18 protein-coding genes are annotated in these 22,623 nt (G+C 70.2%); 9 read left to right on the forward strand and 9 right to left on the reverse strand.

Annotated elements, in window-relative coordinates:
- Window positions 1-9: 9 nt before the first annotated feature.
- The 5 genes from AB5J56_RS02755 to AB5J56_RS02775 all read right to left on the reverse strand — a co-directional run bounded on the left by AB5J56_RS02755 (window position 10) and on the right by AB5J56_RS02775 (window position 6,757).
- A complete protein-coding gene (locus AB5J56_RS02755) occupies window positions 10-1,044 on the reverse strand; it encodes a hypothetical protein (protein ID WP_369229625.1) in 1,035 nt (344 codons plus the stop codon).
- Window positions 1,045-1,152: 108 nt separating this feature from the next.
- Window positions 1,153-2,982: an asparagine synthetase B gene (locus tag AB5J56_RS02760; protein ID WP_369229627.1), complete on the reverse strand. Its 1,830-nt coding sequence runs from the start codon at window positions 2,980-2,982 to the stop codon at window positions 1,153-1,155.
- On the reverse strand, window positions 2,983-3,984 hold the full coding sequence (locus AB5J56_RS02765; RefSeq protein WP_369229629.1) for an alpha/beta hydrolase-fold protein: 1,002 nt from the start codon (window positions 3,982-3,984) through the stop codon (window positions 2,983-2,985). It lies immediately after the preceding gene.
- Window positions 3,981-5,387, reverse strand: coding sequence for an MBL fold metallo-hydrolase (locus AB5J56_RS02770; RefSeq protein WP_369229630.1), 1,407 nt, complete (start codon window positions 5,385-5,387; stop codon window positions 3,981-3,983). The genes AB5J56_RS02765 and AB5J56_RS02770 overlap by 4 nt, the downstream gene beginning before the upstream one ends.
- Window positions 5,387-6,757: an SUMF1/EgtB/PvdO family nonheme iron enzyme gene (locus AB5J56_RS02775; RefSeq protein ID WP_369229632.1), complete on the reverse strand. Its 1,371-nt coding sequence runs from the start codon at window positions 6,755-6,757 to the stop codon at window positions 5,387-5,389. The genes AB5J56_RS02770 and AB5J56_RS02775 overlap by 1 nt, the downstream gene beginning before the upstream one ends.
- A 375-nt stretch (window positions 6,758-7,132) precedes the next feature.
- On the opposite strand from AB5J56_RS02775, the gene AB5J56_RS02780 reads away from it, so the two are divergent.
- Together AB5J56_RS02780 and AB5J56_RS02785 are read left to right on the forward strand one after the other, a co-directional pair.
- Entirely contained in the window at window positions 7,133-7,912 is a 780-nt protein-coding gene (locus tag AB5J56_RS02780; RefSeq protein WP_369229634.1) for a phytanoyl-CoA dioxygenase family protein, read from the forward strand.
- 31 nt (window positions 7,913-7,943) lie between these two features.
- The gene (locus AB5J56_RS02785; protein WP_369229636.1) at window positions 7,944-9,218 is read left to right on the forward strand and encodes an ATP-grasp domain-containing protein; all 1,275 of its coding nucleotides are present in this window, start codon (window positions 7,944-7,946) and stop codon (window positions 9,216-9,218) included.
- Between the two features lie 35 nt (window positions 9,219-9,253).
- On the opposite strand, the gene AB5J56_RS02790 is transcribed toward AB5J56_RS02785, so the two are convergent.
- Together AB5J56_RS02790 and AB5J56_RS02795 are read right to left on the reverse strand one after the other, a co-directional pair.
- The gene (locus AB5J56_RS02790; RefSeq protein WP_369229638.1) at window positions 9,254-10,309 is read right to left on the reverse strand and encodes a DUF1611 domain-containing protein; all 1,056 of its coding nucleotides are present in this window, start codon (window positions 10,307-10,309) and stop codon (window positions 9,254-9,256) included.
- Entirely contained in the window at window positions 10,306-11,580 is a 1,275-nt protein-coding gene (locus AB5J56_RS02795; protein ID WP_369229640.1) for an MFS transporter, read from the reverse strand. The genes AB5J56_RS02790 and AB5J56_RS02795 overlap by 4 nt, the downstream gene beginning before the upstream one ends.
- A 101-nt stretch (window positions 11,581-11,681) precedes the next feature.
- On the opposite strand from AB5J56_RS02795, the gene AB5J56_RS02800 reads away from it, so the two are divergent.
- From AB5J56_RS02800 to AB5J56_RS02815, 4 genes are all read left to right on the forward strand, one after another.
- Entirely contained in the window at window positions 11,682-12,851 is a 1,170-nt protein-coding gene (locus tag AB5J56_RS02800; protein ID WP_369229642.1) for an acetyl-CoA carboxylase biotin carboxylase subunit family protein, read from the forward strand.
- Between the two features lie 287 nt (window positions 12,852-13,138).
- A complete protein-coding gene (locus AB5J56_RS02805; RefSeq protein WP_369229644.1) occupies window positions 13,139-14,476 on the forward strand; it encodes a hypothetical protein in 1,338 nt (445 codons plus the stop codon).
- Between the two features lie 70 nt (window positions 14,477-14,546).
- Window positions 14,547-14,870: a DUF6325 family protein gene (locus AB5J56_RS02810; protein ID WP_369229646.1), complete on the forward strand. Its 324-nt coding sequence runs from the start codon at window positions 14,547-14,549 to the stop codon at window positions 14,868-14,870.
- Between the two features lie 17 nt (window positions 14,871-14,887).
- Entirely contained in the window at window positions 14,888-15,184 is a 297-nt protein-coding gene (locus AB5J56_RS02815; protein WP_369229648.1) for an SHOCT domain-containing protein, read from the forward strand.
- A 40-nt stretch (window positions 15,185-15,224) separates the two neighbouring features.
- Here AB5J56_RS02815 and AB5J56_RS02820 read toward each other — a convergent pair whose 3' ends face one another.
- Window positions 15,225-17,858 (reverse strand): LuxR C-terminal-related transcriptional regulator, encoded by a 2,634-nt coding sequence (locus tag AB5J56_RS02820; protein ID WP_369229650.1) that lies wholly within the window; start codon window positions 17,856-17,858, stop codon window positions 15,225-15,227.
- A 524-nt stretch (window positions 17,859-18,382) separates the two neighbouring features.
- On the opposite strand from AB5J56_RS02820, the gene AB5J56_RS02825 reads away from it, so the two are divergent.
- From AB5J56_RS02825 to AB5J56_RS02835, 3 genes are all read left to right on the forward strand, one after another.
- The gene (locus tag AB5J56_RS02825) at window positions 18,383-18,589 is read left to right on the forward strand and encodes an SHOCT domain-containing protein (protein WP_369229652.1); all 207 of its coding nucleotides are present in this window, start codon (window positions 18,383-18,385) and stop codon (window positions 18,587-18,589) included.
- Window positions 18,590-19,194: 605 nt separating this feature from the next.
- Window positions 19,195-19,536, forward strand: coding sequence for an RICIN domain-containing protein (locus tag AB5J56_RS02830; RefSeq protein ID WP_369229654.1), 342 nt, complete (start codon window positions 19,195-19,197; stop codon window positions 19,534-19,536).
- A 414-nt stretch (window positions 19,537-19,950) separates the two neighbouring features.
- The gene (locus tag AB5J56_RS02835) at window positions 19,951-21,810 is read left to right on the forward strand and encodes a M1 family aminopeptidase (protein ID WP_369229656.1); all 1,860 of its coding nucleotides are present in this window, start codon (window positions 19,951-19,953) and stop codon (window positions 21,808-21,810) included.
- A 94-nt stretch (window positions 21,811-21,904) separates the two neighbouring features.
- Here the strand turns inward: AB5J56_RS02835 and AB5J56_RS02840 are convergent, their stop codons facing one another.
- Window positions 21,905-22,576, reverse strand: a complete 672-nt coding sequence (locus AB5J56_RS02840) for a trans-aconitate 2-methyltransferase (protein ID WP_369229659.1) — start codon at window positions 22,574-22,576, stop codon at window positions 21,905-21,907.
- Window positions 22,577-22,623 lie beyond the last annotated feature (47 nt).

The following is a 22,623-nucleotide window of genomic DNA, read 5'->3' on the forward strand; positions in this document are numbered from 1 at the left end:
CGCCCTCGCTCATCGCAGCAACTCCGAGTCACCGGACAGCCGTAGCCGCCCGATCACTTGCTCGACGTGCCTGAGGAACCCGTCCTTGCCGAGGGCCGCCCCGGCGCTTCCCAGCAGCTTCAGGTCCAGGGCGGCCGCGGTGTCCTGCCACTGGGCGTCGCAGGCGCCGAAGTCCGCGTGGACGTAGCCGAGATGGATGGTGTGCCCGGCCAGTTCGAGCGTCTCCGTCTGTGCCGGGTGCTTGTCCGGGCGTGGCGGGAACTGCAGTCGGCCCCGCCCGGTGGCCTGCACGATCAGCCGGAGTTCGCTGCCACCGGAGGCGGGTGAGCTGTACACCACCTCCAGTTCGCGTCGGCCTTCGCCGTCCGCGAAGATCGCGGCACTGTCGGCCCGGAAGCCGAGCACTGTCTCGGGCACGCCGTGTCCGGCCAGGAACCCGGGGACGGCCTCGGGAGACAGCCATTCGCCCTCGTTCGGCCCGCCTTGCCGGTGGAAGACGAAGACGCCGGTCGGGACCGAGACCATGTCGACCGGGTGGCGGGCCCAGTAGCTCAGCTCCGAGAAGGGGGTGCAGAGCACACGTTGCACCGCGTCCCCGTCGGCCGGCCGCAGTCCTCGGTAGATCGAGACGAGTTCCTCGTCGCTGAACTCGCCGTCCAGTACGGACAGTTCAATCGTGGTACGGGCCAGGCGGGCACTGGCGGCCACGTTGCGCAGGTAGTCGGTGCCCAGCCACACGACCCGGCCATCACCGATACCGAAGGGGCGTGCCTCGCTCCCCCACAGGCAGGGGTGGTCCACCGCCGGGAAGGCCCAGTCGTACAGGAACTGCTTGATGCGCAAGCGCCGTTCCCGCCCGGCGATCTCCGTCCGGTATGCGGCCGGATTGGCGGGGCTCCACGGAGTGCGTCCGGCGGTGTTCCCGTTACGCCCGGCGGGCGCCTCCTGCCGGAGTGTGCCGCAGGCGACCTCGCAGTCCTCCGGCAGTTCGGTCGGGCGCCACAGCACGAAGTTGCACCACTCCTGGGCCTTCTCCGGTTCCATGGCTGCGGGAGCCGAAGGCAGATCCGCCGCTTCCGGCACAGTCCTCCAGACCCAACCGGGCACGTCTGGTACGGCTTGGCTGTTCACTCTGGCTCCTGATGTCGGTCGTCATGGGGCGGCGCCGATACCGGCGCCCAGGGGGATCGCACCCGCAGCGGACGCCGTGTGGCCCGTCCGAAGCGTGCCGAGGTGCTCCAGCCAGGCGGCGCTGGATGCGAGGAACATCCATTCGCCCACGCCCAGTTCTTCCCTCAGGCCCGGCGGAAGCGGAGGCAGGCCGAACGGCCGTCCGTGCGCGTCGGCAAGGTCGAGGAGTCTGCGTCGGTAGCCGGTGTCGGTGGGCGAAGGGAAGCCCTGCTTGCTCCGGCGCAGCACGGAGGTGGGCAGCAGGTCGGTCAGCGCCGACTTCAGCAGCTCCTTGTGGCTGCCGGGCTCACCGGTGTTCTTCAGGTGCTCGGGACAGCGGAAGGCGAGTTCGGCCAGGGTCACGTCCTGGAAGACGGGCCGGTCCTCAAGGGTGAAGGTGGACGACGTGGCGTCGACCATGTCGTTGACGTAGACCAGGAACCGCCGCATCAGATGGAGGCGCCCGCGTTTGACCGGGTCGAGGGTGTCCAGCGCTCGGTATTCGCCCATGACCCGTTCCCACACCTGCTCGCGGACGGCGGCCATGTCGACGTCCAGTCCCTGCGCCAGCCATTCCACCAGCCGTGCCCAGGCGGGGCGTTCGTCGGGATGGAGATGGTGGGTCAGGTAGTGGCGGCCGTGCACGTGCGTGGGTGCGGCGGGGTCGACCACGGGGAAGTAGCGGCCGTCCTGGTAGCCCCACATCTCGTCGGCGCCGTGTCCGGAGTAGACGACGACCTGCCCGTTCTCGGCGACCTTCTGGTAGAGGCGGTGCATGGCCAGTTCGGCGCCGTGCAGGAGCGGGCGCATCAGCCGTTGTGGGAGAGCCGGGACCAGCTCGGCGGCGGTCTCGCGGTCCAGTTCACACACCGTCATGGGCAGCCCCAGGCGCCGCGCCACCACCTGGGCGTGCTCGACGTCGTCGCCCGAGCCGCCGATGCCGTCCTGGTAGCGCAGTACGTAGGGGTGGGCGGGGACGTCCGCGGCGCGCAGGCCGGCGAGGACGGCCGAGCTGTCCACGCCGCCGCTGAGCACCGCCGCGCGGGGGACGTCGGACACGCTCGCCCGGCTGACCGACGCGTCGAAGGCCGCTCTGATCTCCTCGGCGGTCACCGGGGTGTCCTCGGGCTCGGGCAGCCAGTAGCGATGGGTGCGCGCGTGCGGTGGGTCCAGTACGAGGTACTCGGCGGGCTGCAGGGCCCGTACGCCGCGCAGCCAGGTCCGGTCGTCGGCCGCGTCCATCCGGACCCAGGCCCGCAGAACGAACTCCTCGGGGTCCGTCTCGGCCGCCACCAGACCGGTGCTCAGCAAGGCTCCCGGCTCGGAGGCGAACAGCACACCCCCGTCGGTGTACGTGTAGACCAGAGGTTTGATCCCGAAGTGGTCCCTGGCCAGGACGGTACGTCCGCTGTGGTTGTCGTGCCAGGCGAGCGCGAACATCCCGTCCAGCGGCCGCAGCACGGTCGCGGGATCGTCGGCGCGGCTGACCTGCTGGAGGATGAACTCGGTGTCGCAGGAGGTGCGGGTGGGCCAGGGCGGCGGTGCCGGTGACCGGGACCCGTACACCTCTCCGTTGTGCACCAGGACGACCCGGCCGTCCGGACTGGCCATGGGCTGGTCGCCCGCGGCGGAGCGGTCCCGTACGGCGAGCCGGACACAGGCCAGCATCACCGTGCCGTCGGCCGAGACGTACGGGGCCGCGGCGCTCTCGCCGCGGTGGGCCATGGCTGTCGTCAAGGTCGTGCCGAGATGGGTCAGCCATGGTCGGTCGCGGGGCCCGTCCAGGCTGATGAAGCCTGCGATTCCGCACATTCAGCGTGTCTCCGTTCCGGATCGCCACACCTGGGTGAGTTCGGCGAGTGAGTCGGCGAACCGGGTCTCGATCCCGTGATGGCCGCCCTCGTGTTCCCGGTAGATGTGGCGCACGCCGTGGCGGTCGAGGGCGGAGTGCAGCGCTCGCGCCCCCCAGTGCATGGCGTAGTCGTCCCGGGCGCCGACATCGACGTACAGCAGCCGCAGAGCGGCCAGTCGGTCGCGGTGGGCCGGCACCATCCGCACCGGGTCGTGCGTGAGCCAGCGGTGCCAGACCTCGTCGCGGAAGTCGCCGGTCGACGGGTCGCAGGGCAGGGCCTCCGCCGGTGCCAGGCCGGGTTTGTCGCCGTAGCACATGCCCATCGCGATGATGCTCATCGCCACCATGAAGGTCGCGTCGTGCGGGCCGTCGGAGCGGCGGGCCAGCAGTGCGTCGATGCCGCCCGCCGCGGCCACGGCGTCCAGGGTGCGGGGCAGCAGCGGCAGATACGTGTACTCGAAGCCGGCGTCGGGTGAATGAGCGAGTGCCGCGCCGAACAGGTCGGTCGTCATCGCTGCGACGAGCGCTCCGTATCCGCCGCTGGACTTGCCTGCGACGGCGCGCCAGGTGGCGTCCGGCCGTGTGGGCAGCCGTCGGTCCACTTCCGCGACGACCTCGGCGAGATGGTCCAGGTACCGGCCGGAAGTGGCGGAGTTGATGAACTGCGATCCGCCGTAGGCGGTGGTGCAGTCCGGTACGACGAGCAGCGCGGGCGGCACTCGGCCGTCTGCCATCGCCCGGTGGATGAGCCCGCCGGGCGAGTCGCCGAACGCCAGTGCCTGCCCGGTGAGCGTGGGACGGGCTCCGTAGCCGGTCAGCCAGTAGATCACCGGGTATCGGCGGGTCTCGTCGTAGCCTGGCGGCAGATGCACCTCGACGCGGCGCCGGTGTGGGTCGCCCAGCGGGTTGCCGCGTAAGCAGGCGCTGTCGTGGTCGAGGGCGACGACGTCCGGGGCGCTCATGTGCCGTCCGACTCCTGAAGTTCGCGCTCCACATGGCGGGTGTAGTAGGAGGGGTGGTGGAAGACCGCGGACAGCAGATTGCTGTTGCTCGCCCAGAGGCTGTAGGAGCTGCCGAACAGCAGATGCGCTTCGAGCAGTGCCTGGAGGGTGGACGCGGCGATCTCGGTCCAGCTCTCGCCGCCGAAGAGGTGCTCGCGCGCCGCCCCCTTCCCCAGGCGGACGATCCGACCGGCCACCGGGTCGAGGAGGAAGGCGGTCTGTGTGCCGCCGTCCTCGTGCAGCGAGATGACGTGCTGCGCGGTCCCGCTGTCCAGCGCCCGATACCAGAAGTCCGTGGCCACGAGCCGGTCGAGGAGCTCTCCCAGGAGTTCCTCGCAGCCGCGCGTCTGCCGGCCGTAGCGGTCGGCTGCGGGGTCGAAGGCCGGGACATGCGCCTGTGGGTCGAACGCGACCTCGGCGTAGACGCTGTCGAAGTCGTAGCCGTCCGCCGGGATCAGGCCGTCGTCGGTGAGTACGGCCTTGCCGTCCGACACCTCGATGACCTGGCCCGGCCCCCACAGCAGGCCGTCACGGCCGCGTTCGCGCAGTCGGCGCAGGGCGTCGGTGGGGCTGAACGGGAAGATGGTGCGGTTGCACCACGTGTAGTCCTGTTCGCCGTCGCCGCTGACCTTCCAGCCGAAGGACGAGGGCACGGTGGTCGTCGCCGACAGCACGTCGGTGTAGCGGTCGAAGTTGGCCCTCGCTCGGGCCAGCGGCGCCTCGGGGTCGATGAGCGGCCTGCGTTCGGTGAGGACTCCCGGCGGCGAGATGCTGTGCGCCGGCACGAACGCGATGTCGATGCGCGGCGCTTCAGGGCGCTCCAGGAACTCCACCGTGGAGTCGTGCAGCAGGGAGTCGCCGCACAGCATGGCCGTGCCGTCGGCGGTCTCGATCAGCACGCTCATCTCCGGGAAGGGCACGTCGGAGACGAAGGTGCGCAGGGTCGCCCCGGCGAGTGTGACCGTGTCCCCGGGAGTCACCGGGTGCAGCCGCTCGAACCCGAGTCGGCGCAGCGTCCAGGCGATGGCCTGATGGCCGAGCCCGGAGGCGGTCAGCGTCGGGGGGACCCGCCCGACGGGATACACGCAGGTGATGTCCGGAGCGCGGCGCGGGCTGTCGTCGAAGTCGACGTCGACGCCGTCCTGGAGCCGGGCCAGCGAGGGAAAGTGATGGTGGTCGAAGTGGTGGTGGCTGAAGACGATGCAGTCCACCCCCTCGTCCAGGACGTGCTCCAGACCGTCCGGCAGGGCCGGATGGTGCTCCCAGAAGCGGTCCAGACGCTGGGTCAGCCAGGGGTCGACGAGGATGCGTTCGCTGCCGGTCTCGACGAGGACGGCGGCATGGCCCAGGGATGTCAGCCGCATCAGCCGGTCACCTCGTAGGCGCAGCGGAAGCCGACCTCGTTGTGGCGGTCGGTGATGAGGTCCTTGCCCCGGTAGTACGTGGTCAGGCACGCCTGCGGAGAGGTCCATGTACCGCCGCGCAGCACATGGAAGGCGTCCTTGCGGTTCATGAACTCCGCCGGGTGCCGTCCCTTGAAGAACGGGTCCATGTCGTCACCGGTGTAGAAGTTCGTCCGGGTCAGTTCCCACACGTTGCCGGACATGTGCAGCACCCCGTACGGACTGGCGCCCTCGGGGAGGCTGTCGGACTCCATCAGGGGGTGCGGGGGCGTGTCGTCGTGGGTGGTGGTGACCAGGAGGGCTTCCAGCGAGTCCAGGTCGTGCACCTCGGTGCCGTACGTCCGCTCGACGAAGTTCACCCGCTCCGGCTCCCAGGACTCGCCCCACGGGTAGCTGCGGCCGTCGACGCCGCGCGCGGCCTTCTCCCACTGGAGTTCGCTCGGCAGCGTTCCGCCCGCCCAGTTCGCGAAGGCGTAGGCGTCGTACCAGTCGATGCCGACGATCGGCATCCCGGGCGCGTTGATCCTTGCGTCGTGCCAGTGCACGGGCCGGTGGGACCGGTCGGTCGGCTGGTCCGGGTGGTCGAATTCGGCGGAATCCCCGATCTCTTCCAGGAACTCCCTGTACCGCGCGTTGGTCACGGTGGTGCGATCGATGAGAAATGCTGGAAGGTCTACGGCGCGCAGCACACTGTCGTCCTGCGTCATGCGGAACGGGCCGGAATCGGTGTTCGGCGAACCGGCGATAAAGGGGCCGGCCTGCACCAGAACCACGTCGGTGTTCTTTCGCGGGCGCTTCCGTTGTGCCGCGACGCGCTCCCGCATGTCCGAAAAGAAATCGTCCTCAAGTCGGCGGAGTTCAGCCGTGTCCCGGGTGCCGAAGATGGTGAGCAACGCCCGCTTGGTGAAGGCCGCTCCGCAGCCGACCGGCTTCCTGGAGAATTCGGAACGCGTGAAGTTGCTGGGCCACCCGGAAATGCGGATCAGGTCGGGCACGGCGGTGCGGATCCGGTGGTCGGTGATGACCTTCAAGGCGGTGAAGGCGACCCAGTCGACAGGATCGTGGGTACCGGCGGCCACGGCGGACTCCGCCGTGGCATCGCCCAGGTGATGCGTGGCGAGGAGCCGGACAGCGGCCGCGCGCACCGGCCACTCGGGGTGCTTCGCGACAAGACTGACCAGGAGCAGCATGCCGTCGGCCGAGCCTGCCATCTCCTCTGCCCGGGCGACGACGGAACGGATCGACGCCCAGTAGCGAGTGTCGTCGGAGTCATCGATGTCCAACAGGTCGACCGGCAATTCGATCGTGTGCGATATCAGGTGACCGATCATCCATGCCTCCTTGTGACGACGCTGCCCGTACGGAATTCAATTCCGTACGGGCAGACGCGAAATGCGGTCTTACCTCATTCACGCCTTCGCGTGAACTACCACTTCGTGGTGTCCTGGGACTCTTCGCGAGTACCCATGAAGTCCTTCTCCGACATGGCAGATCACCTCTCCTTCCCTTGCATGGAAAGGTGACGCGGGGAAGATTTCTCCTCACGCCGCCCTTTCAGCCTGTACCTCTGCTATCACCCTGTCAACGGTCCCTTGAGCACTTCTGGAGCGTCTCTGGAGCGCCCCACGACCTGGTCGGAATTAACATTGAGAAGCTAATCTCGCCCTGCTGAGAAGAAATGGATCTCGATTTCATGGGGGTGTCGGATGCAGGTCACCGAGCTTCACGACTTACGGACGCAGGGGTTCCGGTCGCTGCCCGGACTCGTCCCTGACGACGAGCTGGGGCGGTTGCGCCGAGCCGTCGACGAACTGCACGAGCTGGCAGGTGCCTTGACCGAGTCGAGCGGGGATTTCGTGCTGGAGGCCTCCGGTGTCGGCGGCTGGGCGGCCTGGCGGCGAGGTATCGCCCCCATACCCGGGCTGCTCCGCTCGGTCCAGCGGATCCACGCCCATGTGCCGTACTTCTCGGAGCTGCAGGAGAGGCTGGACCTGGTCGACTCCGTCGTGACACCGGCCGTGGGCGCCCCGGTCCGGATGGTCAACTCCTTCCTGTGGGCCAAGCCGCCCAAGGTCGGCTCCGAGAAGCCGTGGCACCAGGACATGGCGTTCGCTCCCCCGGGCTTCGACACCGGCCACCGCAGCGTCATGACCGTCTGGATCGCCGTGGACGCCGCCACCGAGAGCAACGGCTGCCTGCAGTTCGTCCCCGGGTCCCATCTGCACGGTCTGCTTCCGCACACCGGCGAACGCGACGATCTCCCGGCGAGTGAAGCGGTGGAGCCGCAGGTGGACCCGGGCCGGGTGTTCCCCGGAGTCACGCCGGTCTCGCTCCCGCTGAGCAGCGGTTCGGCTGTCGTCTTCGACGGTCTGATCCTGCACCGCTCCGCCCCCAACCTCACACAGGACCAGCCGCGTACCGCGGTCAGCTTCGTGTTCGAGGTGCCCCGTCCGGTGTGGACCCGTGCCGCGGTGCCCACTCCGTAAGCCGCCGTCCTTCCCGAACCGGGGTGAACACGTGCCGATCCACAGCATGAACGACCGCGTCGCCGTGATCGTCGACGGCCACTCCACCGGCGCGCTCCTGGCCCCGGCCTTCGCCGCCTTCGGCATCAACGCCGTGCACGTGGAGAACCGCACCGAACGCTCCGCCGCGCACCTGCGCACCTTCGCGCCGGAGAACTACCTCGACTGCCTCTCCTTCGGCGGCGACTGGGCGGCCTTGTTGACCGAACTGAAGCCGTACCGCATCGGTTGGGTGGTCGCCGGCACCGACTCGGGCACCGGAACGGCCGACCGGCTCGCCGACCTCCTCGGCCTGAAGGAGCGCAATCCGGCGGACAGTTCGACCGCCCGCCGGGACAAGCTGGCCATGCAGCAGGCGCTGCGCGAGGCAGGCGTGCCCACTGCCTGGTTCGCATCGGCCCGTTCTTCTCTCGAGGCCCGCCGCCTCGCCGCCGAACACGGTGGGACGGTGGTCGTCAAACCGCTGCGCAGTGGTGGCACCGACGGCGTGTCCGTGTGCCACGACCCGGAGCAGGTGGCGCTCGCCGTGGAGGCCCTCACCGCGAGCCGCACCATCTACGGGGAGGTCAACGACGTCGTCCTGCTCCAGGAGCATCTCGACGGCGACGAGTACATGGTGAACACCATCAGCGCGGACGGGCGCCACCGGGTGTCGGAGGTCTGGCGCTCGGAAAAGACCCTGGTCGGCAGCGCCCCGGTGTACGACTACACGGAACTGGTGACAGCCGATCAGCCGGGCGTCGGGCTCGTGATCGACTACGTCCGGTCCATCCTGGACGCGCTGGACATCCGTTGGGGACCGGCCCACACCGAGGTCATCGTCACGACGGACGGGCCGCGTCTCGTCGAGACCGCACCCCGTCTCCAGGGGACCCTCGACATCTCGGCCACCACCCGGGCCACGGGACGCAACCTGGTGGCCGACACCGTTCACGCACTGGTGGATCCCGCTTTCCTGGCCCTGGCTGCGCTCTGCGACACCCCGCTGCTGCGCCCGATCCTCGGCGTCAGTTTCATCTGCCCGGTCAGCGGCACCCTCCGGTCCGATCTCGACTGGGCCAGGATGCGCAGCCTGCCCTCCTTCCACAGCCTCCTCGCCCCGGTCGGTCGCGCCGGGGACCCCGTCCGTCGCACCAGCGACCTGTTCACCCGCCCCGGCGCGCTGTACCTGGTGCACACCGACCGCGCCGTGCTGAAGCGGGACCACGCCACGATCCGGGCGTGGGAGCGCAACGGGTTCTACGACGTCGAGCCGGACCGGACGTGACCCACAGCGGCGCCGGTTGACGGCGACGCCTCCGCTCACGCAGCGGGCGGTACCGCCGAAAGCGCGTCGACCAGGGGACCAACGCCCAGGCGCCACGGGTCGGTTGCGGGCAGTCCCGTCTCGCTTTCCGCATCCCGTACGGCCTGTCGCGCCTCCGCTTCCGTCAGCCGCCATGTCGCCAGCGCGATGCCCACCACCTTGCTCGTGCCGCGCGGATGCAGCCAGTTCGCGGCTGTCTCGTTCATCCGCACCGCGTCCGTCAGGGACGGCAGAGGGCAGTGAGGGATGCCGTTGACCGAGGTCGCCCCGGACTGGTGGCAGAGGATCATCGCATCGGGCAGCGCCCCGTGCAGCAGCCCGAGGGTCACCGCAGAGTACGCCGGGTGGTTCAACGACCCCTGTCCCTCGACGAAGACCCAGTCGTGCCGGGCAGCGTGGTCGAGTACGTGCCGCTCCACCAGCCCCGGCAGAAAGTCGCTGATGATGTGGTCGGCGGGCAGGCCGTCCCCGGAGATCATGATTCCGGTCTGCCCGGTGGCGAGGAACGAGCTGTCGAGACCGCGTCGCCGGGTCTCCGCGTGCAGTTCCAGAGACGTCGTCATCTTGCCCGCGAAGCCGTCCGTGCCGACGGTCAGTACCACCCGGCTGCCGGGGCGGTGACGCTCGTAGCCGGCGATGCGCCCTGTCGCCGGCGCCTTGCGTACGTCGTGGAGAGTGACTCCCCTGAGCTTGGCCAGAGCGCCGAGTTCCTCGTCCTCCGACAACATATGGTGCAGGCCGCTCACGACGTCCAGCCCCGCCTCCACGGCGTCGCGCACGCAGGAACGCCACAGCGGATCGAGCCCGTCTCCCGCCGGTGCCACCCCCACCAGGGCGGTGTCCGGCTGCCACTGCAGGGCTTCGCCGATGTTCGCCACCACGGGGATACGCCGCCCGAAGTCGAGTTCGAGTGCCTCGCCGGCGTCCTCCCCCGCTCTGCTGCTGTCGACCACCGCCACGACTTCGTCGGTGCGGTAGCGCAGCACACCGATCGCTGTCTTCGGTACATGGGGCCGCAGGCTCTGCTCGGCAAGGATGACGATACGGCTCACGGTGATGCCTCACAGTCTGCAGAAGACGCCTGATGGGGACGATGGGCGGGAGCGCGGCGCCGCAGGCACCTCTCCACCACGGGTCCGGTGAGCAGGGCCGCCACGACGAAGCACACGCCGACCGCGGCCCATCCGGGGATCCCCAGGGCCACGACCACGCTCGTGGCGGTCACCGGTCCTACGATGTCGGCCACGCCGGTGCCCATGCCGAAGATGCCCTGATACGCGCCCGGGGCACGTGGGTCCGCGAGGTCATAGGCAAAGCACCAGCCGGCAGCCGACGTCCACATCTCCCCATAGGTGAAGCAGACCGTCGCCAGCACGAGGACCACCACGGTGTGGACCAGCGGCAGTTGCCCGGCTGCTCCGTACAAGAGGCAGCCGACGAGCAGGGCCAGCGCACCCCGGGTGTTCACACGCACCGCGGCGCGCGGCGAGTCGACGCGGCGGGAGGCACTGACCTGCAACAGGACGACCATCGCGGTGTTGAGCCCGATGACCAGGGCGGCCGTCGAGGGCGGAGCGTCCGTGTGGCCGAGTACCCACAGCGGCACGGCGATCGTCAGGACGCTGTTGCGCACGACGAGCAGTCCGCTCAGCAGCGCGACGGCCAAGTAGGGTCCGTCGCGCGGGCCACGCCCGCCAAAGCGATGCTGCAGTCGTGCTGTAGCCGGCACGGACGGCTTGGCCGACGGGAAGGCCGTCGACGGCAGCCGGAAGGTGGTCAGCGCCACGGTGGCCGTGAGCAGCGCTCCACCGGTGATCAGCCCGGCATACGCGGCCTGGGTCCCCATCTGGAGGGGCACGGCCGCCCCCAGGGTGCCGACGGCGAAGCCCAGGTTGTACACCGAACGCTGGTACGCCTTGAACTCCACCCGGGAGTCCTGGTCCATGAGTTGGCCGATGAGGGTGTTCTCGGCGACGCGGCGTACGCCCAGACCGACAGTCACCAGGCACGCCACGACCAGGAACTCGCCGTACGAGTTGACCAGCAGGAAGCAGGCCATCGAAGCCGCGGCCACCAGCGACACGACGATGGACAGCACCCGCGCGCCGACGCGGTCGGCGAGCCGTCCGGCGGGCGCCAGCACGGCGACGGCCAGGGCACTGCCGAGGGACATTCCGAGCCCCACCGCTCCGCTTCCCAGACCTACCGAGCGGGTGAAGTAGACGGCGGTGAACGGGACCACCGAGCCGAGACCGGCCGCCCCGGCAAAGGAGCCGGCGGCGAGCCAGCGCCCCGGTCCGCGGGCAGGGAGCCCCCATTTCATCGGTCCGCCCTCAGCCGTCGACGCCCGCGGCGTTTGCCGACGGACAGGTGCGCGCAGGATGGGCATGACCCCGAACAGCCGCCTGGCGCATGGAGGTTCCGTTGCACGCGTTGCTGATCGGTTCGCGTCCCAGAGAGGCATACTCGGCACTGGCCCGGCTGGGCGTGCCGTTCGACGTTGTCCTGGAGGACGGCGAGGAGCCGGGACCGGATGCCGGCCGGGCACGCCACATTCACCGGCGCCCTTATGTCAGTGATCCCCAGAGTGTGCTGACAGTGCCTCGGCTCTTCGACTACGCGGGCGTCTACTCCTTCACCGAGGGAGGGCTGTTCGCCGCCTCCCTGGTCACCGCTGCCGTAGGACTTCCCGGACCGTCGCCCGCCGCCGTGCTGGCAACGCGGAACAAGTACCTGATGCGCTGCACTCTGGCGTCCCATGAGGTGACGCAGTTGCCCTTCGGTCTCCTGGAGCGGGACACACCGCCCGCCGACGCCTACCCGCTGATCGTGAAACCGATCGCCGGCAGCGGCAGCGCGGGAGTTCGGCGGCTTGACGACCCCGCGTCCTTCAAAGAGGTGCTTCAAGAGGTAATTGAGGAAGGCGTACCCGACGGCTCCCTGATGTGGGAGTCGTGCTTCAACGGTCCGCAGTACACCGTCGAAGGGATGCACGACGGCGCGGATTTCCGCGCCGTCGCCGTCACGGGGAAAGTTCTCTCCGGCCCGCCGCACTTCGTCGTACTGGAACACGAAAGCCCCGCCGCGCTGGAGCCGGAGATCCGGGAGAACCTCGTGGCGTACGCACGCCAGTGCCTGGCTGCCCTCGGCGTCCGGTACGCGGCCACTCACACGGAGATCGCCTTCCACGACGGCCAACCCCAGCTCATCGAAACCCACACCAGGCCGGGCGGCGACACCGTCCCCGTCATCGCCGCGCTGACCACCGGATGGGACCAGTACGAGCTGGTGCTGGGAGCAGGGTGGGCGGAGCGCGCCGGGCAGCTGGCCACGCAGCGCCGAGAGGTCCGCGGCCAGGTCGCCCGAACCCTGCACCTCACCGCCGAGGACACCACGCCCGAGAGCCTGGCCGACGCTTCGTGGCTCGAGGACTTCCCGGAGTTCGTACGAGTCGGTCATGCCTGCCGCTTCCCAGGACCGGGACCGGCTGATCCTCGGTGGGGCCACATCCTGATAGCGGGCGACGACCGGGAGCGGCTCGCGGACACCAGCCGCCGCATACGCGCCCGGGTCCGTAGGGATCGGCCCAGCTGAGCCGCCACCGACTGACTGTGCGATGCCGGACGCCATCCCGCCCCTGCGGATGCCGATTGTCAACGTGCCCACCCGACCCACAGATCGTCCCACGGTCATACCCCCATGCTGGACTCAGCCCAGAGCACCCACCTCGCGTACCGCTGGAGTCTGGAGCGGCCGCGCGTCATTCTCCGTAATACGGCGGTCTGCTCCCCCTCACCTGTACGGCCCACCAGGCATGCCGACGGGCCGTAAAGAGGAGGGAATGAAAGGGTCCACCAGCCTCAGCAGCTCTGGAGCGACCCATGACCAGCCCGCACGAGCCGACGACTCCTGAGCCCCCGCCCAAGGAGAGCGCGGTCGGCGAGGCAGACGGCCACCGGCGCGGGGGGCCGGCCGCACGGATCGCCCGGAATACGGCTTCGGCCGTGCTCATCGTCCTCACCTGCATCCTGGTGCCCATCGCGTTGATCACCGTGTGGGTGCATGACATCGCCCTCGACACCGACCGGTACGTGTCCACGATGGCCCCGCTCGCCACCGACCCGGCCATCCAGGACGCCGCGGTCAGGCGCACCGTAGAGGCCGTCGATGTGCGCGTGGACGGCCGCGAGGTGACCTCGGATCTCGCCGCCTGGATGCAGTCCCAGGGCCTGCCACCGCGCGCCGCCCAGGCCGTCAAGGGGCTGGCTCCGCAGTTCGACTCCGCGGTCGAGCAGTCGGTGACCAAGGTGGCCACCCGGTTCATCCACGGCGACAAGTTCGCCGCCATCTGGACAGGCGCGAACCGGACGGCCCACTCCACGGTCGTCCACGCCCTCACCGGCCAGGGGCGCGGTGCCATCGGCGTCGACGAGGGCACGGTCACCCTGGACGTCGGCACCGCGGTGGAAAAGATCAAGCAAGACCTCGTGGACGCCGGACTGTCTCCCGCGAGTCATATCCCGGACGTCAACAAGAAGATGGTCCTGTTCCAGTCCGACCAACTGGGCAAGATCCGCAAGGGCGCGCACCTGCTGGACGTGATGGGGAACTGGATCCTGCCGCTCACCGTGCTGATCGGCGCGGCCGGGGTCCTGCTGGCCCACCGCCGCCGGCGAGCGCTGGCCCGTACGGCGCTCGGCGGGGCGTTCGCCTGTCTGCTCGTGGTGATCGTGCTGGTGATCGCCCGGCGCTACTACCTCGACCATCTCCCCGCACAGGTGCAGTCCAAGGACGCGGCCGCCGCCATCTTCGACACGCTGTTGCACTTTCTGCGGGTCAGCCTGCGCACCGCGATCGTCCTGGGCGTCGTCATCGCGCTGGGCGCCTATCTGATCGGCCCCGGCCGCCTGCCACGCGCCGTGCGCGGCGCGTCCGAGCGCACTGCCGATTCCGCGGCCGGGTGGGCGTACCAGCATCAGGTGCGCACCGGGCCGGTGGGGACCTGGGTCCAGGCCCACCGCCGGTGGATCACCGTGGGGGCCCTGCTCATCGTGGCGCTGGTCTTCGCGCTGTGGAACCACCCGACGGCGCTGACGGTCCTGTTCCTGGTGCTGATCCTCCTCGCCGTGCTCGCGCTGGTCGCCCTGCTGGCAGCCGGTGGCCGCGCCGCCCTGCACGCCGAGCACGCCGATGCACCGCCGACGGACGCCGGAGGGTGAGTCGCGCCTCCGCCGCCCGTTGGCCACTCGGAGCGGGTGATTTCCGTGCCCGAGCTCCCGCCCTTCACCCATGCCAGGTGGTGCGGTGGCGGCCGACCTGCCGCAACGTGGAGAACAACCGGACATCGAGGATCTGCGGGACGTGGCGGCCGACATCGTGGCCCGCCGTACGCTCGGTCTCGTCGGCGTCGAGGACGTGGGCGAGACAGCCACCCTGATGGACGCCGACGCCACGGTGCTGGCCCTGCTCGTGGAGAACGTCTGGGCCCGCGACGTCGCCGCCGAGGTACGCCGTCACGACGGCCGTCTCGTGGCGAGCGTCCGCATCCCCTACGAGCAGATCACCGAGGCGGAGGCCGACCTGTCGGCCGCGGCCACCGGACAGCCTGCCTGACCCGGAGGAGCGTCATCATGCCTTTCGCACGCCCTGCTCGTCCCCTGCTGCGCGGAGCCCTGGTCGGAGGCACGGCGTACGCCGCCGGCCGCCGCACGGCCCGCGCACAGCAACAGGAAGCCGAACAGCAGGAAGCTGTACGGCAGGCGCAGCAGGCAGCTCAGCCGACCGCGCAGGACCCCGCCCCGCCCCAACAGCCGTCGGCCGGCGGCGGGTTGCTCGACGAACTCACCCGGCTGGGCGAGCTGCGCACCCAAGGCCTGCTCACCGAGGCGGAGTTCACCGCCGCCAAGTCTCAACTACTGGGGACCTGACGGCCGGAGGACGCATCAGCCCGCCGTACCAGCGACCGGTTCAGAGCAGCCCCAGTTCCCTGGCCCGCCGCACCGCCTCGCCACGGCGGCTCGCGGACAGCTTGCGGTAGATGCTCTTGAGGTGGGTCTTGACGGTGTTCACCGACAGGTAGAGCTCGGCGGCCATCTCGTCGGTCGACATCACCTGCGCCAGGCATTCCAGCACGTCGTGCTCACGCGCACTGAGCGCCTCCACGACGAGAACCTGCACCGTCCCGGCGGGGCGCGCGCTCGGGGTGGCGAAGGGCTCGGCGGGAAGCCAGTCGTGGGCCGGAACCAGCGGATCGTGCAGGGCGCGGCGCAGCCACGGCCCGGCTTCCAGGAAGGGGCGGCGCAGCTGTTCGGGGCGGGCGAGACCCAGCGCGCGGACGACCAGGCACCGTGCCGCGACCGTGTCTCCCTGGCAGTCCGCGGCCTCCGCCCGGGCAAGCAGGGTCCGTACGGTGATGGCGGGACCGGTTCCGGGATCGGTGGGGACGGAGTCGAGGATGTCGATCGCCGTCCCGTTGTCACCGGAGGCGATCCGGGCGCGCGCCGCGATGACGGCGCAGTCCGGTGTTTCGGTCACCGCCTCGTCCAGTGCGTCCAGCGCGGCTTCGGGATGTCCCTGGGCCAGATGTGCGTGGGACCGGGCCAGTGCCAGACGAGAGCGCACCCATGGGGAGCGCACGCCTGCGGCGGACCGGTCCTCCGCGCCGGTCAGCGCGTACAGAGAGCCCTCCGGGTCGCCTTCGGCCAGCAGCATGCGTGAGTTCAGGATGGTGATTCCGGCGGCGACGACGGGGTCGTCGTGGGCGCCGGAGGATGCGGCGGCACGATCGAGATCGGCGCGGGCGGATGCCCGCTCGTCACGGTCGATGGCGGTGGCGGCCAGGACCAGGTGGGCGACGCCGCTGCAGAGCGGCAGGGGCAGCCCGGCCCGCTCCGCCACCGCGACGGCCTCGCGCGCCGAGGCCTCGGCCTTCCCGGGCCACCCGCGCAGGAAGTCGATCAGGGCGATGCGGCCGAGCGCCTCGTGCCCCGACGACGCCGTGCCGGGATGTCCGGACGCCTCGACCGCCGCGCACAGTGCCTCGCGGGCGGCGTCGAGCTGCCCGGCCCACAGTTCCGCGGAGCCGAGACCGGTCAGCAGCAGTGCGGGCAGTTCGGGATGGTCCGCCAGTCGCTCGGCGGGCACCTGGCGCTCCAGCTGCTCGGCATCCCTCGCGGCCGTCTGGGCCATGGCTGCCGAGCCGAGCAGCCGGCCCGCCAGAACACGGAGAAACGCGTGGCTCAGTCGGGCGGCAGCGCTGCCCTGCGCCCCGTGCGCGAGGTACTCCTCGGCCCGCTCCAGATGGGCGAGGCCGCTCGTGACGTCATAGCGGGCGAGATCCCGTGCGGCGCGCACCAGCTCCGGCGCCGGACCGTCGGCATCGGGGGCCATGGCCGAGAAGACCTCTCCCAGCCGGTTGGCGTCCAGGCCGGTGAACAGCTGGCCGATCGCGAGCTGGTCGACGAACTGGGCGGCGGCGAACTCCCAGTCCCCGGCCGCCACCGCGTGCGGAAGGGCGTCGGTGAACTGCCCGGCATCGCAGAACCAGCGTGCCGCCCTGCGGTGCAGCTCCCCCTCCAGCCCGGGATGCCGGAAGCGCAGATGGGCCCGCAGGATCTCCGAGAAGAGAGGGTGGTGCCGGTACCAGGAGTGTCCGACGGCGGTGACGAAGGCGTTCGCCCGCTCGAGCGAGATCAGGATGCCCTCGCTGTCCTCACGGCCGGTCAGCGCGTTCGCCAGGTCGGGGTGGGTCCGTTCCAGCACGCTGGTACGCAGCAGCAGCTCCTGGGTCTGCGCGGGCTGCCTGGCCAGCACCTCGCCGAGCAGGTAGTCCGCCACCGTGCTGTGTCCCGCTTCGAACTCCTTCAGGAACCTGTCGGGATCGTCCGCCTCCTGCATGGCCAGGGCGCACAGCCGCAGCCCCGCCGCCCAGCCCTCGGTGCGCTCGGTCAGCGTCCGTGCCGCCTCGTCCGGCCGGCTCAGACCATGACGCGCCAGCAGTACGGCCGCTTCCTGCGCGGTGAAGGCCAGATCGCCGCCGCGGATGTCGGCGATCTCGCCGGCAGCACGCCAACGGTGGAGCGGCAGCAGTGGCTCCACCCGGCTGACCAGGACGAGGCGCAGCCCGGCGGCGGCGTGGCGGAGCACGAACTCGAGCTGGCCGGCGATCTCCGGGGAGGGCACCCGCTCGAACTCGTCGAGAACGAGCAGCACGGGGTCCGTGCGCCCGCTCAGATGGGCGGCGAGGCGGGCGAGGAGCAACTGGTCGACCTCGTCGGCGCGTGCCGGGCTGCCGATGTCGGGCGGCAGATCCAGTCCATGATGGCGCAGCGCTGCCAGAACGTAGGCCCAGAACATTCCCGGGGCGTTGTCGTCGGGCTCCACGGTCAGCCATGCCGTGGGCCACGAGACCCGGCGCTGTCGGAGCCAGTCAGCGACGAGGAGCGTCTTGCCCGCCCCGGCCGAGCCGTTGACCAGCACCAGCGGCCGGTTCACGCCGTCGGCCAGCCGTTCCGTGAGGCGTGATCGTCGTACGAACGTCGGCGGGACCGTCGGGATGGCGAAGCGGGTGGAGAGGAGCGGGGCACCGGACGGCGTGAGCATCCGCGACGGCGGATCGGACGAGGCGGGAAAAGGCTCGCTTCCCGCTGCGCGGGCTCCGGGTCGGGAGCCTGCCGTTTCACCCATGGCCATCACCGGGACAGGTTCGGGGGCAGGTACAAATAAGCATCTTCTGCACATCCCTTTCCTCATGATCGTACGTGCTGTACGGGTCACCTCGCGCGGGCGATCCGTCCGCGGCCGATCGGCGTGACGGTTCCGGGGTGCACGCACCGTCCGCGGCCGGGTGGGCGGCTCTGGGCACGTTCTCCCTGTTCACCGGGGCGTGGCTGCCTGTGCCGTCCTTGCCGGGAGCGACAATCCTGGCCCTGCTGGAGCGACGTCACCCCGGCCGGGTGAGGCGGCGCAGCCCCCTCGGGCGGAGGCTGAAGGGGGCCACCACGACAGTGGCCGGAGTCCTTGGGCGCCGGTGTCGACCTGGACCCGGTGGATGTCGCCGATGAAGGCCCACCGTCGTACTCCCCTACCTCGGCGTCTTCGTCTACCTGATCGCGCGGGGGCGCGGCATGGGCGAGCGCGAGCTGCGGCACGCCCGGAAGTCCGAGGCGGCGTTCCGCGACTACGTGCGCGAGACCGCCGCGACGGGCGGCTCCGGCGGCGGGACGGGCGGGAGCGCCGACGAACTGACCAAGCTGGCCGAGCTCAAGAACCACGGAGACCTGACGGTCGACGAGTACGAGCGCGCCAAGGCCAAGGTCCTCACGGCCGTCTGACGCCACGGCACGAATCGCGAGCCTCGCCGCCTTCGTCCGCAGTCTCAGCCAAGGGCACGAACTGACCGAGCGCCACCCTCCGGTCCGCCAAAAAGCACCTCGGCGGCGACCCTCCCGCTCCCGGACCAGATCGAACGTCTCTGGAGTGCGCAGCCACTGGATCTGCAGGCCGTCCATCATCGCCACGATGTGCCGGGCGAGGGAGTCCGGGTCGTCGCTGAGACCCTTGGCCAGGGACGCGAAGGCAGCTGTCGCCTGCCTTTGCCGCTTGGTGAAGTAGGAGTGCGCGGGATGGCTCGGGCTCAACGACTCGGCCTCGAGCACCGTGAACAGCCGTACGATCTCCGGCTGTTCCGCATTGCGCCGCATCGTCGCCGCGCACAACTGCCTGAGGCCGACTCCGTCGGGGCCGTCGACGGACCACTCGTCCGGCACCTCGTGCTCACCGACACCGAGTTGCGCGCGAAGCGACCGGGCGTCCTCGACATCCCGGTGTTCCAGCACGGCGATGAGCAGGCCGGCCTTGGAACTGACATGACGCAGCACCCCGGGAACGGTCAGTCCGCACCGGTCGGCGACATAGCAGAGCGGCCGCAGTCCCACAGTTGGACCGGGGCACGGCCGACGGCACCCCGGTCCAACTGTGGGACTGCGGAACCGACTGGAACCAGAAGTGGACGCGGACCGGCGCCACCCTCGTCAACCCGCACTCCGGCAAGTGCCTCGACGTGGCCGCCGGTTCCACGGCCAACGGCGCCAAGGTGCAGCTCTGGTCGTGCAACGGCACAGGCGCGCAGCAGTGGCAGTTCAACGCCAACGGCACCGTCACCAACCCCCGGTCCGGCAAGTGCCTGGACGCCGGCAGCTCCGCCAACGGCGCGCTCCTGCAGATATGGGACTGCTACGGCGGTGGTACGCAGCCCAACCAGGTCTGGACCCTGAACTAGCGCCACCGCGGCGCGGCAACACTCTGAGCCGGAGACGCACGACCATGCTGCCGCCTGCGGCCGCACCACCGGATGGCGCGGCCGCAGGCGGCAGCTCCCACACCCCCGTCATTCACGCCGCAGTCATGCCGCCGACCATGGGGCCGCCGCCTCCCCGCTGCAGGCACGGACGGAAACCCGCGGGCCGATCCCCCTTCCGGAACGCGAGCAGTTTTACCCGCCCCTGATGGCATGTTCCGGTCATGTCTGTCAGGATTCCGGCAGCCGTCGACCTGACCCAGGGGACACGGCTGAAATCTCACCTCGCGATCGCCCCAGCGATGCGCGCAACCCGCGGCTGTCCACCGGCGCACCCAAGCCGGCCGGGCGGCCACCGAGCAGGCCGGAATCCCGGCCGCCTCAAAGGAGTTACGTGTGAGACCGACCCCCCACAAGACCCTCGCCGCGACCGCACTCGCCGTCGCCGCGTTGGCAGCCGCCCTGCTCCCCGCCACCCCGGCCGCAGCCGCGCCGCCCACCCTCCCGGTGGCCGCCGCGTGCACGCCGACCCAGGTGGTCTCCAACGGCGGTTTCGAAAGCGGGACTTCGCCCTGGAGTCAGTCCTCGACCGGCATCATCACCAACCGCACCGGCCAGACCGCCCACGGCGGCACCAGCTTCGCGTGGCTGGACGGCACCGGCGGTACGCACACCGACACGCTCTCCCAGAGCGTCACCATCCCGTCCGGGTGCAGCGCCGCCACTCTCACCTTCTGGCTGCACATCGACACCGCCGAGACGACCTCGTCCACCGCGTACGACAAGATGACGGCGAAGATCGGCAGCACGACACTGGCGACGTACTCGAACCTCAACAAGAACACCGGGTACGTGCAGAAGTCGTTCGACGTGTCGTCGTTCGCGGGCCAGACCGTCACCGTCGCCTTCACCGGCACCGAGGACTCCAGCCTCCAGACCAGCTTCGTCCTCGATGACATCGCCCTCGACACCTCCGGCGGCACGACCCCGCCCCCGGACTCCACGCGTACGCCCGCGGCACCGTCGTACACGGTCAACCTGACCAGCAACACGAGCGGGACCGTGTGGAACGGCCACGAGAGCGCGACCTTCACCAACGCCTCCTCCACCGCGCTCAGCGAGGTCTATCTGAGGCTGTGGGACAACTACCACGGCACCTGCTCCGCGATGCCGATCACGGTCAGCAACGTCACCGGTGGCACCGCGGGTTCGCTCTCGGTGGGCTGCACGGCGCTCCAGATCTCGTTGCCGACGCCACTGGCGCAGGGGCAGAGCACGACGATCGGCTTCGACCTCGGGATCACCGTTCCCAGCGGCGCCGACCGTTTCGGCCACGACGGGGCCTTCAGCTTCATCGGCAACGCCCTGCCCGTGCTCGCCGTCAAGGACGCGGCGGGCTGGCACCTGGATCCGTACACCAACAACGGCGAGTCGTTCTACTCACTGGCCGCCGACTTCAAGGTGACGCTCGACCACCCGAGCACCCTGCTGGTCCCGGCCACCGGCACCTCGGTCGACACCCCCGGATCCAGCGGGCGCACCGTCACAACAGCCACCGCGTCCAAGGTGCGTGACTTCGCGTGGGGCGCCGGTCCCTTCACCAAGATCTCCGGCACCTCGACGGCCGGCACCCCGATCAACATCTACTCCGTCTCGGGCATCACCTCGTCCGACGCCCAGTCGATGCTCAGCACCGCCAAGACCGCCGTGGACGCCCACGCGGCGCGGTTCGGCGCCTACCCGTACGGCGAGTTGGACGCCGTGATCGACAACAACTACTGGTTCGGCGGCATGGAGTACCCCGGGTTCGTCCTCGACCTGGTGAGCACCACGGCTCTCACCCACGAGATCGGTCACCAGTGGTGGTACGGCATCGTCGGCGACGACGAGTACAACAGCCCCTGGCTGGACGAGGCGTTCACGGACTACTCCACCGACCTGGCCCTGGGCAAGACCGGCACCAGCTGCTGGAGCAGCGTCTCGTGGGCCTCGACGGCGGAGAAGATCACCAACTCGATGGCCTACTGGGATGCCCACTCGTCCCGGTACTCCACCGTCGTCTACGGCTACGGCAAGTGCGCCCTGCACGACCTGAGGCGCGTCCTCGGCGACACCGCGATGGCCAAACTCCTGAAGGACTACGCCACTTCACACTGGTACGGCGTATCGACCACGGCCGAGTTCAAGGCAGCCGCCCAGGCCGCCACGACCACGGACCTGACCTCCTTCTGGACCACGCACCGCATCGACGGCTGACGTGACGTCGGTTCGCCGCGGTGGGCACGGCCACACATCACCCGCGGCGAACCGATGACCGGATGAATCCCGGCAGCAATCCCTGCCACCGTCCTCAGCAGGGGCTGTAGTGCGAGCCGACCGCAGGCTGGCCCGTGTAGTTCGGGCCGGCGCCCGGGTCGGCGCCGACATAACCGAGCGGAAGCACCACCTGTCGCGCACCTTCGAGCGTGAGCCGGTGGTGGCGGGCGCTGTAGCGGAATCCGGCCGTGCGCAGTGCGGCCACGGCGGCCCGCCCGGCCGGTGAGCCGTCGGCCCATCGGACCGAGTCGGGGTCGAAGTGCGCGAGCAGCAGCCCGTCGGGAGCGAGCCAGGACGCGGCCCGGACCAGCAGGCCGAGTTGGTCGCCGACATAGTGCAGGCCGTGCACACACGTGATGAGGTCGTACGTCCGTTGCGGCGCCCAACTCGCGACCGACGCGACGACTTCCTCCAGCGTGGGCGGTGCCGGCACGGGGACGAGCGGTCCCACGAGATCGACGGCGGTGAGCACCGCGTCGGCGGGCAGGGCGGTCGCCGCCTCGCGCAGGGCGCGCCCTTCGCCGCTGCACAGGTCGAGCCACGACGGGGCGGCCGGGCGGGCCGACAAGTGGGCGAGGGGGTCGAGGCCCAGCTCACGGGCGTAGCTGTTCACCCCGGCCAGTCCGCGCCCGCGGTTCATCGTGTTGTTGGCGACCACGGAGGTGCGCTCCAGCTCGCTCGCCGAGACCAGTTGAGGCGTCGTCATCAGCCCATTGTCCTGGAGCAGCCGGGAGCTCGGTTGCCGCCGGCCGG

The sequence above is a fragment of the Streptomyces sp. R21 genome (assembly GCF_041051975.1).
In the GTDB taxonomy this organism is placed as follows: domain Bacteria; phylum Actinomycetota; class Actinomycetes; order Streptomycetales; family Streptomycetaceae; genus Streptomyces.